Here is a 13,570-nt window from a genome sequence, read left to right on the forward strand (position 1 = left end):
AAAGAACGAATCATATACGGCAGAGAATTGTTGCAGTATCCTGAATATTCCCGGACGAGTGATAAAACAGACATAATGATGAATACCCCCGGGCGGATTCGAACCGCCGTAACCAGCTCCAAAGGCTGGTATGATTGACCACTACACCACGGGGGTATGTTGGCACTACAGCGTGCCTTTCTGCCACGCTTTCTGTGCCTGAATCTATTTCTTCTGCAACAATTTTAGTGTTTCCCGAAAATGGACGGGATCGAGGAGGAGTCCCACAGGCAGAGAAGCCACACGGGACTGTCTTTTCCGTTGCCGGTCACCCCACCCGCGTCACCCTGAGCTCTACATCCTTCCCAATAAGCCTGATGAGTCGGAACTCCACATCCACCGTCCGCGACTCCCCCGGAGCAAACGAACCAGCATCAATCTCCTGTGAGGAAAGAACCGTCTCGCCGCCGCCGGTTATATCCAGGAGATCTGCCTGCAGGCGGACATCCTTCACGGAAAAAATCGCGGTGTTTTTTATTGTTACCGGATAGGACGCAAAATTTGGCCCGATGTTTCCGTCACCGGTCGTGATCACAATACCCTCTTCCAACGATGATATGTTTCCTTTGGTGGAAAATGAGGAACAACCCGCAGCCATTACACCACAGATCACCACACATACCAGTATACCTATAAAGGCGGCATTTCCCCCCGCCGCCTTCGGATGCGTTTCCCTGTCTTTCATATTCAGGACCCCCGGTCATGAACAGTTCTGTTGTATCTGTCACCAGCACTGCTGTACCATATCAGCATAGCTATGCATCATCTGGTTACATGCAGGTATTTGAATTAGCTTTACATCAAACATACGATTATCTCCGGATACTGCGTCAGGATGGGGATCACGGCACCAAACCAACCCCCCACCATGCACCAAATATTTAAATTGACCTGATCCGGCACAGATGGTTGATTACTATAAATACCATATACTGTAATGAATAGCCAATGGCAGCAACAATCACAGAGAAGATCTTCTCCCGCAGATGCGCGAAAGAGATCTCAGCAGGTGACGTCATGATGGCCCCTATAGATGCGGCAATGATCCATGACATCACGGGCCCGCTTGCAATCAACAAGTTCCGTGAGATGAACGGAACAGCGGTCTTCGACCCGGCAAAGATAATTATGCTTTTTGACCACCAGGTCCCGGCCGACTCTATTCCTGCAGCAGAAAACCAAAAGTTCATGCGGGATTTTGCTGCCGAGCAGGGTATTCTTAACTACGACATCCACGAGGGCGTCTGCCACCAGGTGGCAGTTGAGAAAGGGCGGGTCAGGCCGGGCGACATCGTTGTCGGCTGCGACTCCCACACCTGCACCTACGGGGCAATCGGAGCATTTGCAACCGGTATCGGATCGACCGACATGGGCTTTGCACTGAAGTATGGCGCCCTCCATTTCCGGGTTCCCGAAAGCCTGAAACTCACCACAACCGGTACCTTCCAGAACCGCGTTGGAGCAAAAGACCTTATCCTCCGGATGATCGGCGACCTCTCCGTGGACGGCGCCACCTACCGGGCTGTGGAATTCACCGGTGACACCATCAGTGAAATGTCCATCCCCGCCCGAATGACCTGTTGCAATATGGCCATCGAGATGGGTGGCAAAGCGGGCATCGTCGCACCAGACGAGATAACCCGCACTTACTGCGACGGCCGCATGGACGATGGCTGGCTCGACCTTGCCCCCGATGAAGATGCCACATATGTGCTCGAACGCGAGTATGATGCAGCAGACCTCGTCCCCCAGATCGCAGCCCCCCACAATGTGGATAATGTCGGAGATGTGACACAGTTTGAGGGCACACCCGTCAACCAGGTTTTCATTGGCTCCTGCACCAACGGCCGATATGAAGACCTTAAAGAGGCAGCAGAGGTACTGAACGGCCGGAAATTCGCTCCCGACATCCGGGTCATTATCGTTCCCGCCTCCAGAACAGAGTATCTCAAGGCACTCCGGGCAGGTCTCATCGAGACTTTTGTTGAGGCAGGGGGTATCGTCGAGGCGCCCTGCTGCGGTCCGTGCATGGGCGGGGCATTCGGCCTGCTCGCACCCGGAGAGGTTTCACTCTCTACCTCCAACCGCAACTTCCGCGGCAGACAGGGAAGTACCGAGGCAGAAGTCTACCTCTGCTCACCAGCTACCGCCGCTGCAAGTGCGGTCACTGGTGAGATAACCGACCCACGGGAGGTGGCCTGATATGCGTACCTGGAAATTCGGTGACGACATCGACACCGACGCTATCATACCGGGCCGGTATCTTACCCTTTATGACCCGAACGAACTCGCGGCCCATGCCTTCGAGGGCACGCGGGACGAATTTTCACAGGAAGCGGCAGAGGGAGACATCATTGTTGCAGGCAGAAACTTCGGGTGCGGGTCATCGCGTGAACACGCCCCTATCGCTATCCGGGGTGCAGGCGTACAGACGGTTATCGCCGTCTCCTTCGCACGTATCTTCTACCGCAACTGCATTGCGACCGGTGTCTTGCCGGTGATCTGTCCTGAGGCGGACACTATCACAGAAGACGAACCAATCGCGCTTCACTTTGATGAGGGATACCTGACTGCAGGGGAGAGAATCCTCACAGTTGAACCCGTGCCTGCGTTTATGCGAAAAATAATCGATGCAGGCGGGCTTGTTGAATATGCAAAAAATATTACGGAGATAGAATTATGTACAAAGTAGCCGCCATCGGCGGAGATGGAATCGGTCCTGAGATCGTGGACGCCGGACGTGTAGTCCTCGATGCTGCAGGAGAACGCTATGGATTTGACATTGACTGGACGGACTTTGACATCGGAGCAGACCGGTATCTTGCGACAGGCGAACTTCTGACAGAAGACGACCTCAAAGAACTCAGCGCATTCAAATCCATCTACTTCGGGTCTATCGGCGATGACCGCGTTAAACCCGGCATCCTGGAAAAAGGGATTCTCCTCGGCCTCAGGTTCCATTTCGACCAGTACATCAACCTCAGGCCGGTGCGAATGCTCGCAGGGACACAAACACCCCTTGCCGGGAAAGGCCCCGAGGACATCGACTTCCTCGTCGTCCGTGAGAATACTGAAGACTTCTACGTCGGTATCGGATCACGGTTCTCCGGAAAAGAACACCGGGACCTTGAGGTCGTTCGTGACATCTATTCCATAAAATTCGGGTTGGATGTAGAGTCGGACAGCGAGGAGATTGCCTACCAGATTGGTATCATCTCCCGTGAAGGATCGTCACGGGTTATGGAGTACGCCTTTGACGCGGCGATGAAGCGGGAGAAAAAAGTCACAAGTGTTGACAAGGCGAATGTGCTTTCAGATGTATACGGCCTCTGGCGGGATGTCTTCACCGAGACTGCCGCCCGCTATCCGGATGTTACTACTGAGTTCAACTTTGTTGACGCCGTCACCATGTGGTTTGTGAAAAACCCGGAGTGGTTTGATGTGGTCGTTGCCCCCAACATGTTCGGCGACATTATCACCGACCTTGGCGCGATGATACAGGGAGGCCTTGGTCTTGCACCGGGCGGAAACATCAACCCACAGGGCACCTCGCTCTTTGAACCGATCCACGGCTCGGCACCCAAATACAAAGGCATGAACCGGGCAAACCCCATTGCGACTATCTGGGCAGGGTCGCTCCTCCTTGAAAATCTCGGCGAACCGGAGGCGGCCGCAGCTGTCGTTGACGCAATTGTTCAGAGTATTGCTGCAAAACAGACCACTGTAGACCTCGGCGGCACACTCGGTACCCGCGAAGCTGGCGCCTGGATTGCAGACGCCATCCGGAATAAATAAACAAAAAACACAGGGGATGAACAGACATACCCCCTCAAAACGATCTCACCCACTTTTTTCCGGCATCAGGTATGTTCCCGATTCCCGCTGTCATACCGCGTTATCATACCAACCAGACCCAGTCGGATGACGAACCGAAAACATACTGTTCAGGTCGTCGGCAAACAACGTCTTGTTACCGGGCAAGATATTTCCGAAACTCTTCGGGTATTGACTCAATACCATCAATTGCAACATTGTTCATCTCTCTGAGACCCTCCTCAATATGCCCGACCGACTTCATCAGAAGTGTCAAAAATATCACCAGTTCCTCTGTTGTAAGAAGACCGTCCTGCAGGGCAGCCACTGTCTCTTCCAAATTTGTGCGCATATGAGAAAGCGGGCCGTTTATCCTCACAGACGTGTCTGACAGGTGTTGAACCAGCCGCATATCGACAGCACGCTCACCACTGACATCACGGGAGAGGAGTATCATTCCGGATACAGTGCCGGCAGGGTCATGCAGGGGCGCCATTGAGACAGACACGTCAATCACATCCCCGCTCTTTGCAATGGCAGGTATGGAGAACTCCGATATGGTCTCGCCCTTCATCACACGATCCGCAAACGCCGCGAAGGTCTTTCGAAATGCGATGGGAACAAGATCATAAATCAACCTTCCTTTCAAATAATTCACATCATGTCCAAAGATACGTCCAACGGCGTGATTCCATCGGACAATTCTCTGGTCCACACCCACTATCAGAACAGAATTATCCGTTGCAGCCAACAGACAATTCAGTTGTTCTGACACGGCATGGAGGCGAAAACGTTCATCACCGTCCTGAATTGTGGAAATCATACCATGAATCTCACCATTATCCCCCAGTACCGGCTCTGCCCGGTGGGCGTACCACACACCGTCATACTCAACCATCCCTGATTCCGGCTCTCCACCATTGAGCATCTTCTCGTACGGACATTCTGAAAACCGAAGCCCAAACCTGCGGACCATCTCGTAACAATGCATTCCCAGCAGATCAGCCTCTTCAACACCATAAAAAGATAGAGCTGCCGGATTTGTATGAAATACGGTGCCATCCGACTGGAAAAACACGGCAGGTTCTTCGATCACATCCAGTTTGTCTGTCCACAGATTTTTTCCGATCTTATCCGTCGGAATCCAGCCAGCCAGTATATCAGGCTCCCCCTGCATCTTTAATTTATGAATCAACATTATCCCCCCCGGGATTCACCTGCATTCCCCACCCCTATAATTAGGAAATGCCAATGACTCCCCATTTGACCTGATATATCTTAAGATTCACTCATACCCAGGAATCTTCCAGACACGGTAGACTGAATACACTCCAATGACAAATGCGGAGAGATATCCGAAGAGAGCGAGATTATATGGCACTGATGTCTCTTCCGGAGAAAGAAAGAGCATCATTGATGACCCGATGACAATTGCCCCGACAACAAATCCCACCAGCATCTTGTTGGAGGCGCGGTCAATGGAGCGGGAGAGATGCAGGATGTCTGTCGCCGCGACATCAATATTGATACTGCCATCTGTCGCCTTGGTAAGTGCCCGGTTGAGTGATTTCGGTACCGACAGCACATCATCCACGATGTTCATCGTCTCCTTTGCCATATACCGGATAGTATCACGGGAGAGTATGCGTTCAATCTCCATTTCTTTGATATACGGGCCCACTTCCGTTGAGAAATGAAAATTCGGGTCCAGATGTTTACCCGTATCCAGCACCATCGCGATCACTTTGATCACCTGCATCAGGTTCATCGGCACCTGCAGGTGGTAGCGGTTCAGGAGCCCGGGAATCTGATTCATCAGACCTGAGAGATCAAATTCTTCAATGCTCTGTCCGGAGTATTCAGAAAGGATGGTGTAGAGATCATCCTTAAAAGATTCCATGAATTTATCTTCGATGTTTACTCCCAGATCAACAAACGAGTCCACAATCTCATCGACATCATCCTCAATGATGCCAAGAAGAAGGGTGATGATGGCGTCTTTTCGCTCCGACCGGATTATTGCAATCGATCCAAAATCAAGAAACACCAGGTCACCGGACATATCAACGAGCAGGTTCCCCCCATGCGGATCGGCGTGGAAAAAGCCGTACTTGAGGATCTGTTTGATGTAGCACTTCGTGCCCCTGTTTGCTACATCATGAGGATTGGCACCGATGAGACGAATGGATGCAACATCATCAACCCGCACACCGGTGATGTACTCCATCACAAGCACCCGTTTTCCGGAATAGTGCCAGTGTATGTCCGGGACACGCACATGAGGCACCTCTGAGACAATGGGCCGGAGGCGATCCGCATTCCTGCCATCATTGGCAAAATCAAGTTCACGGCGGATCTGTATGGCAAACTCCCGCACCATGCCGGTGGGATTATAAATCTTCATCTCCGGATACCGGGATTCAATACGTTCTGCAAACGACTGCAGGATGGCCAGGTCCACTTCAATTAGTCCTTCAATACCCGGACGCTGGACCTTGACCGCCACAAGGGTGCCATCCCTGAGCATACCGCGGTGTACCTGTGAGAGTGAGGCTGCCGCAATGGGTGTTTCTTCCAGATACTCAAACACCTCGTTGATAGGGCCACAGTACTTTTCAATAGTGGGTTGCACCTCTCCAAAAGACAGAGAAGGAACCTTATCAGTCAGTTTCTGGAGCTCTGCAATCAGTTCCGGCGGAAGCATTTCGCGACGGGTACTGACAATCTGGCCAAATTTTATAAAGGTCGGTCCAAGCTCTTCAAGTGCAAGACGGATACGCTCGTAATCTGAAAGGTCGCTTACCGGGGCCTTCCTTCGGAACAACCGACGGGAAGTAGTTCCCGGATGCAGCTGCTCAAGAGCAATGCCAAAACCGTATTTGATGAGTACGTCAGCGATCTGGCTGTACCGTCGCAACCTGGTGACCATCTAACGGAGGTTTAGTGGTTATATACCATTAAACAATTTGCCCGTTTCGCCGTGCATTCTTCCATGGGTAGGGCACAAGTGCGAAAAAGACAAGTGATACTGCGACAGGGACTGAGATCAGGAGCATTGCGAGGGGAAGACCCGCCATATCGGCAATGTATCCGCTCACGGCCACACCCAAACCGCCCGCTCCCACTGCCAGACCCAGCATCAGCCCGGAGATAAAACCGGGACTGCCCGGCATCATTTCATGCGACATGGCAACCGTGGTGGAGAAGGTGGACCAGAGGCAGAATCCAAAGAGAATCAGGCAGACAAGAGAGAGCGTACCGGATAACATGAGCGCTGCGATGAAAAACGGTATCGCAAGCAGGGTGAAGAGCAAAACCAGCTCTTTTCTCCCGTGGGTATCGGAGAGGGTGCCGATGACTACCTGTCCGATCACACCTGCCATGAGCACACCCGATACGATGATGTTTGCCAGCGCCAGATCAAAACCCCGCACCATGCTGAGATATGCGGGCAGGAAAGCAACCGACCCGAATATTCCCCATGCACGGAAGGCGGAGCCGGTGATTAGAAGAGTGATCCCACGGTATTGCCGAAATCCGCTCCGCACCGGTGCGCCGGAGGAAGGAGAAGAGGCAGGGGCAGGGACCGCTTCTGTTTTGTAACTATCCCGCGGGATGATCACATGCAGGATTAATGCCATGCAGACACCAGGGATGATCATTGCGACAAGGCCGGGCAGTCCCCACAGGGTAACAAGGACACCCGCAATCAGGGGGCCGATGGCAAACCCGATGTTGCCTCCGACAACGAAAAATGAGGTCAGTCGACCCCGTTTGGGCCCGGAAGCGAGACGTGACACAAGGGACAGGGCACTTGGATGGAAGAGGGCATGCCCGAGTGCCGCACAGACGGCAAAAAGAAGCGTCAGCCAATAATTCGTAATGAGCCCGATACAGGAGATGAAGAACGCACAGACGACGAGGGTATACTTCACCGGCACCCCAAAGCCCCGCCGATCACTCAGCCAGCCAAAGAGCGGCTGGGTAAAGGAAGAAGTAAGATTCCATACGGTGACGATGAGCCCTGCGAGAAAGTAGGAGTATCCATATTGAAGGATTAACAGCGGCAGAATGGCAGAGAGTACGGGAGAATAGATATCTGTCACCACATGTGCCGCTGAAAGTCCCAGAATGGGCCGGAGATTCGTCATTGTTCTCCCTCTTCAGTACGCACCAATCGTATAAAATCAACCGGAATTGGCATAACGTCCCGTGTATGATGGGCAAATGTCCGGCGGATCGGAAATGTGGCGGAGATCACGGTGTCAATGGTTGCCCGCCGCCGGACGTAGGACTCCAGAAACGAATGGGACCCGCTGTTGAAGATGCCCCATACCACCTCTGCAGAAGCAAGCCCGGCATCGATGAACGGTCGGTCCGCATGGGCCCGCTGGGCACCAAAAGGCGGGTTCATGATGACGGTATCAGCCGGCGGAATCTCCGCACCAGAGCGGGATATGTCTGCTTCAAGAAAGGTAACTTCAGCTCCAAGTTTTTCCGCATTCTTCCGGGCCACCGCAAGGGCGTCTTTGTCCCGGTCAATGCCAATAACCTCTCCTGCGCCGAGCAGGGCCGCACCACAGGCAAGGATTCCGGTTCCACAGCCAAGATCGACCACCCGCATACCCCGGATATCGCCCCGGCGGTCTGCCTCATGGAGAAAGCGGGCGGCCACCACCGCAGGGGTGGCATATTGTTCGCTTCTCGCGTCCGGGTCGGGAAATCCGGCGCAGTCCTCCAGCATGATCTCAAGTTGCCGAATACGCATGATTATATCTCATCAATGATGTAGTCGTCCCAGTCACGGACGCCCTGCACAATCTCATACTCCGGCGGTGAAAGAACCGGCACCGGAAACCGCACCTGATCGTCATAGGCGAGACGCGGGCAGGCGGTATTGACGTAGCATTCATACCCGAGGTTGAGGAGCGAGTCAGGTGAGACTTCCTGCATGCAGATGATGTCTGCGACAGGCGAGAGGGACGCGAGGTGCCGGGCCAGATCCTCCCGTCGCTGACCGGTCTTGGTGCTGAGAAGAATACCCACCGTTTTCGCCTGCCGTGCTTTTTCTATCTGGGCAAACCGGCGGCGGAGGAGACGCGATGAATCAGCCTCTTCGGCTGTACCGGTATAGGGGTCAAGCGCCACTACCCGGGCACCGGTGGCAAGCCCGACACCGATTGCATGGAAGACCCCGGTGCCGACATACAGAAACTGGTCGGTGCCTGCCGCGCGGGCAGAGGCATAGGAGCATCCAAGCACCTGGCCGCGGCATGGCGTGCGTGCATTACCTTCTCCCACCACTACCTGAAATCCGCTGGCCTCAAGGACGGCGACAACTGCATCTGTCAGGTGAGCGTGCTGGACCGTGGTCACAAGCCCGACCGGGCGCTTTATATCCAGAAGGGCAATGGCTTTTGTTGCCATCTCCGGGTCAAAGTCAAACTGTACATATTCATAGATAACACCGGGATGGTCATCCACCGGTGCATGCCCGAAATGAATGAGCACATCGGCGAGGGCCAGCGCATCGGTTGCGAGATCACAGGCCCCATAGCACGGGTCTCCACTGATCACAACCGCATACCCTGCCTCTTTCAGAACAGCGGCCGTCTCCGGCGCCCGCCGTTTGAGCCCCTCAGGAAACTGGAGGGCTACCGTACGGGCACCGGATGCACGGAGCCTGTCCCATGTTTCAGAAGAAAGTATCTTTGACATGCACGCCTGACTCATCGACCTCGATTTCCACGAGTGCCTTATAGTCCCGTCCGATATCGCACTCACCACGTTTGATAACAACAAGGACATCCCGCACTTCGGCTCCCGCAACTGCGAGGCCCTCGAGGAGTGCCTTCATTGTCCCACCTGTAGAGAGCACATCATCAACAATGACAACACGGTCGCCCTCCTCAATCCCATTGAGGTAGAGTTCACCTTTGGAATAGCCGGTGGACTGGTGAAGTGCCACCTCACCCGGCAGGTCATAATGCCGTTTCCGGACGATACAGAGCGGAATATCGGTGATAAGCGAAAGGGCCACTCCGATGTGGATGCCCATCGCCTCTGCCACCACAATCTTGTTCACCCGGGTGAGGTCTAAGACCCGCACCATCTCGATTGCAACTTCCCGCAGAAGAGCGGGTTCTACAAGGGGCACTCCATCGCTCACCGGATGGATAAAGTAATGATATTCACCACGCTGTACCATCGGACACGATTCAAGGGAAGTAACCAATTTATTAAACATGCATATCGCCCATATCCTTTAGAAATTCTTCAATTATTGTGGTGGTGATGTGCGGCATACAGACAATTCTCATATGCCCATGACGCGTGCGGGAAACCTGCCACCCTTCCGGAGTATCCGGACAGTCAAATGACGCAACATTCACTTCCGGGTCTCCGATAACGGGATATCCCAGCGCTGCCATCCCATCCGTGAGGCGGTGATGATTCGCCATACACTCCGCTACAACAGCAGTAAAGCCATCCCTGCCCAGGTGTTCGATGACAGCAAGAGCACCCACAACAGCCCCACCTGAGCGTGTACCTGCCAGCGTAAACTCCTGTTTCACCGTCAGATACGGTGTATCCACACTCAGGGAACAGAGCATGGAAGGATCACGGGTTAAGAGGCAGCCAACAGGGATCGTGGACATTCCCATCTTGTGGGGGTCAACCGAGATGCTTGTGACACCCTCCAGCTGAAAGTCAAAGACGGGTGCATCCGGCAGAAACGGCAGAACAAGCCCGCCAAATGCGGCATCAACATGAAACGCCGTCTCACGGTCAAGAGCGATATCAGCGAGGGCTGCAATCGGGTCAAGCGCCCCGTACTCGGTGGTTCCGGCAACTCCTACCACAGCAACCGTGTTTTTATCCATGAGGTCTGCGGTCGCATCCGCGTCCATCCGGTAGCCATCTGATGACGGGGCGACACGCATCTCAAGGGAGAGGATTTCACATGCCTTCTCAAACGAGAAGTGGGCGGACTCCGGCACAATGACATTCGGGGAGCGCACCCCTGCGTTTCTGCGTGCCATCCTGAGGGCCTGAAGATTTGATTCTGTGCCGCCCGATGTCGCATATCCGCACGCTCCGGGAAGGTGCATCAGGGACCCCAGCCGTTCGACAAGAAGTGCCTCAAGAGAAGCAGTCCCTTCAAAGAGACCCGGATCTCCAAGGTTTGACTCAATAAAAAGGTTCATGGCCCGCACTGCCACCGGATGAGGCAGCGTGCACATGGAACTGAGTACTTTCCGATATACCCGGTCACGCTCTTTAACGGATGTTAGAAAAGAGAAGAGTTCCTCTTCTGCTATACCGTGGCTGCGCATTTATCGTCTCGCCATATCAAGGAGCATCCGCTGCTCGGTCCGGGCAGCAGTCTCACGGATCTTCTGAACCGCGTCGATATTTGAAGATACACTGGTGATACCGGTTCTGATGAGCCACTCAACCATTTCAGGGTCAGATCCTGCCTGTCCGCAGATGGAGCATTCGACCCCGCCTTCACGGCATCTGCCGATGGCATACTCAATAAGTTTGAGAACAGCCGGGTGCTTCGGGAAGTACATATCCGCCACGTTCTGGTTGTTGCGGTCGATTGCAAGGGTATACTGAATCAGGTCATTGGTGCCGAAGGATGCAAAGTTGATCCCTGCTGCAATGAACTCATCAATCATCAGGGCACTGGACGGAATCTCAACCATGATTCCAAGGGTGGTGTTCTCTACATCCACACCCCACCCCGCAAGCATCTGCTTTGCCTGGATGAACTCTTTCGGGTGGCCTACAAGCGGGAACATCAGACCCATATTGCTGTATCCCTCACTCCAGAGTCTCTTGAAGACCTCAACCTGCAGACGGAACTGCTCAGTCTGCTGAAGGTCACGGCGGATGCCGCGCCATCCGAGCATCGGGTTGTGCTCCTCAGGCTCATCCTCTCCACCTTCCATATTCCGGAACTCATCTGTGGGAGCGTCAAGCGTTCTGACCCATACCGGTTTACCGGGGAATGCGTCCAGAACCACTTTAATGCCGTCATAGAGCTCTTTGACAAATTCCTCTTCGCGGTTATTTCGGATATACCATCCGGGGGTCTTGTTGAGGCCGAGGATCATATGCTCAATTCTCAGGAGGCCTACACCATCTGCACCGGTGGCAGCCGCCCGTGCCGCAGCCTCGGGAAGGGAGACATTCACCTTGACAGAGGTTGCGGTGATGATCGGTGCTGCGGCAGCCACCACAACGGCGGGGGCTTCATCCTGAACCGGGGCAATCGCGCCGTCAAAGACAATGCCTTTCTCACCGTCGACGGTCACAATGTCCCCTTCTTTCAGCACATGAGTAGCATCCCTTGTTCCGACAACAGCAGGAGTACCCAATTCACGGGAGACGATTGCCGCATGACAGGTCATACCACCTTCATCAGTGATGATCGCACTCACCTTGCGCATACCCGGCACCATATCAGGATTGGTCATCTTTGCGACCATGATATCGCCGTCATTGATACGCCCGAGGTCTTTTACCGTGTTCACCAGGACAACCCGACCGGTAGCTATACCTGGTGATGCACCCTGTCCCTCGAGGATGATTTCCCCGCTGCTCTCCGTTTCCTGCGTCACACCAGCGTTTCCGGCAATGGTAGTAATAGGCCGTGACTGGAGGATATAGATGGTGTTACCGACGATGCTCCACTCCACATCCTGTGGAACACCATAGTGTGTTTCAGACACCTTCCCGAACTTTGCAAGGGCTGCGATCTCGTCATCAGAGAGCACCGGTATGTCCTGACGCTCCGGGGGTACTGGCACTTCCTTCGTCCCATGTTCTCCGTCCGGCAGAATCTCCACTTTCTTGGTCGCAATATAACGGTCGATAACCCGTCCCGCCCGTGCGTCAAAGATATAATTGTCAGGTGAGACCGTACCGGAGACAACCGCCTCTCCCAGCCCCCACGAACCTTCAATAATTGAGGTCGGTTCACCCGTCACCGGATGGGAAGAGAAGAGCACACCAGCCTTCTCGGAACGAACAAGCTGCTGCACAACGACGGCAATATCAACGATGGAGTCATCGAATCCCTGTTTTGCACGGTAGTAGATTGCCCGTGCACCGTAGAGTGAGGCCCAACACATCTGAACCGCCTCAACAAGGGCGTCCACGCCCTTAATGTTCAGATAGGTATCCTGCTGACCGGCAAAACTGGCGTCAGGAAGGTCTTCTGCCGTTGCACTGGAACGGACAGCAACCACGACATCATCTCCCATCTTTGCATAGGAACGAATGATTTCCTCACGGATTTCGTCCGGCACCGGCGCTTTCATGACGATGCCTTTTACATCGGCGGCTGTCTTCTCAAGAAGATCCGCGTTCTCAACGTCAAGGCCCGCAAGGCGGGAGAATATCTCTTTGTCAATCTTTGCACCCTCGATATACCGGCGAAATGCCTGTGCTGTTACCACAAATGCATTAGGAACCGGCAAACCAACGGAGGTCATTTCTCCAAGAGATGCGCCCTTCCCACCGACGGAAGGGACATCCTCTTTCTGAATCTCGGCAAGCCACAGAATATTGGGGACTTTTGTCATGCTTTTAGGTCACCTGAATCTTTTTGATACCACCGTGGAGGAGCACCACTATGATTGAATATGTGTCCCCCGGAAAGATATTCAAGTTAACGACTAGTGCCCGGATAAACCTCACCCATAGG

At 53.8% G+C, this 13,570-nt stretch carries 12 protein-coding genes and 1 tRNA gene; 3 read left to right on the forward strand and 10 right to left on the reverse strand.

Annotated features, from left to right (window positions below):
- Positions 1-83: 83 nt before the first annotated feature.
- A tRNA-Gln gene (locus OU421_RS03785) sits at positions 84-156 on the reverse strand.
- 151 nt (positions 157-307) lie between these two features.
- Positions 308-724, reverse strand: a complete 417-nt coding sequence (locus tag OU421_RS03790; RefSeq protein WP_268187280.1) for a hypothetical protein — start codon at positions 722-724, stop codon at positions 308-310.
- Positions 725-987: 263 nt separating this feature from the next.
- Here OU421_RS03790 and OU421_RS03795 point away from each other — a divergent pair, with 263 nt between their 5' ends.
- The 3 genes from OU421_RS03795 to OU421_RS03805 are packed head-to-tail and all read left to right on the forward strand — an operon-like array spanning position 988 to position 3,834.
- Positions 988-2,241, forward strand: a complete 1,254-nt coding sequence (locus OU421_RS03795; protein WP_268187281.1) for a 3-isopropylmalate dehydratase large subunit — start codon at positions 988-990, stop codon at positions 2,239-2,241.
- A gap of 1 nt (position 2,242) precedes the next feature.
- On the forward strand, positions 2,243-2,731 hold the full coding sequence (locus OU421_RS03800; RefSeq protein WP_268187282.1) for a LeuD/DmdB family oxidoreductase small subunit: 489 nt from the start codon (positions 2,243-2,245) through the stop codon (positions 2,729-2,731).
- Positions 2,719-3,834, forward strand: a complete 1,116-nt coding sequence (locus OU421_RS03805; RefSeq protein WP_268187283.1) for a 3-isopropylmalate dehydrogenase — start codon at positions 2,719-2,721, stop codon at positions 3,832-3,834. Before OU421_RS03800 ends, OU421_RS03805 begins: the two co-directional genes overlap by 13 nt.
- A 175-nt stretch (positions 3,835-4,009) precedes the next feature.
- Here OU421_RS03805 and OU421_RS03810 read toward each other — a convergent pair whose 3' ends face one another.
- From OU421_RS03810 to ppsA, 8 genes are all read right to left on the reverse strand, one after another.
- Positions 4,010-5,050: a PAS domain-containing protein gene (locus tag OU421_RS03810; protein ID WP_268187284.1), complete on the reverse strand. Its 1,041-nt coding sequence runs from the start codon at positions 5,048-5,050 to the stop codon at positions 4,010-4,012.
- An 87-nt stretch (positions 5,051-5,137) separates the two neighbouring features.
- A complete protein-coding gene (locus OU421_RS03815) occupies positions 5,138-6,781 on the reverse strand; it encodes an ABC1 kinase family protein (protein WP_268187285.1) in 1,644 nt (547 codons plus the stop codon).
- 28 nt (positions 6,782-6,809) lie between these two features.
- On the reverse strand, positions 6,810-8,003 hold the full coding sequence (locus OU421_RS03820) for an MFS transporter (protein WP_268187286.1): 1,194 nt from the start codon (positions 8,001-8,003) through the stop codon (positions 6,810-6,812).
- Complete coding sequence (locus OU421_RS03825; protein ID WP_268187287.1) at positions 8,000-8,620, reverse strand: METTL5 family protein; 621 nt, start codon at positions 8,618-8,620, stop codon at positions 8,000-8,002. The genes OU421_RS03820 and OU421_RS03825 overlap by 4 nt, the downstream gene beginning before the upstream one ends.
- Positions 8,621-8,622: 2 nt before the next feature.
- Entirely contained in the window at positions 8,623-9,570 is a 948-nt protein-coding gene (gene dph2 / locus OU421_RS03830; protein WP_268187288.1) for a diphthamide biosynthesis enzyme Dph2, read from the reverse strand.
- A complete protein-coding gene (gene hpt, locus OU421_RS03835) occupies positions 9,548-10,099 on the reverse strand; it encodes a hypoxanthine/guanine phosphoribosyltransferase (protein ID WP_268187289.1) in 552 nt (183 codons plus the stop codon). Before hpt ends, dph2 begins: the two co-directional genes overlap by 23 nt.
- Positions 10,092-11,189, reverse strand: coding sequence for a tyrosine decarboxylase MfnA (mfnA, locus tag OU421_RS03840; protein WP_268187290.1), 1,098 nt, complete (start codon positions 11,187-11,189; stop codon positions 10,092-10,094). Before mfnA ends, hpt begins: the two co-directional genes overlap by 8 nt.
- Complete coding sequence (gene ppsA / locus OU421_RS03845) at positions 11,190-13,448, reverse strand: phosphoenolpyruvate synthase (RefSeq protein WP_268187291.1); 2,259 nt, start codon at positions 13,446-13,448, stop codon at positions 11,190-11,192.
- Positions 13,449-13,570 lie beyond the last annotated feature (122 nt).

Source organism: Methanogenium organophilum (assembly GCF_026684035.1).
Classification (GTDB): Archaea; Halobacteriota; Methanomicrobia; order Methanomicrobiales; family Methanomicrobiaceae; genus Methanogenium; species Methanogenium organophilum.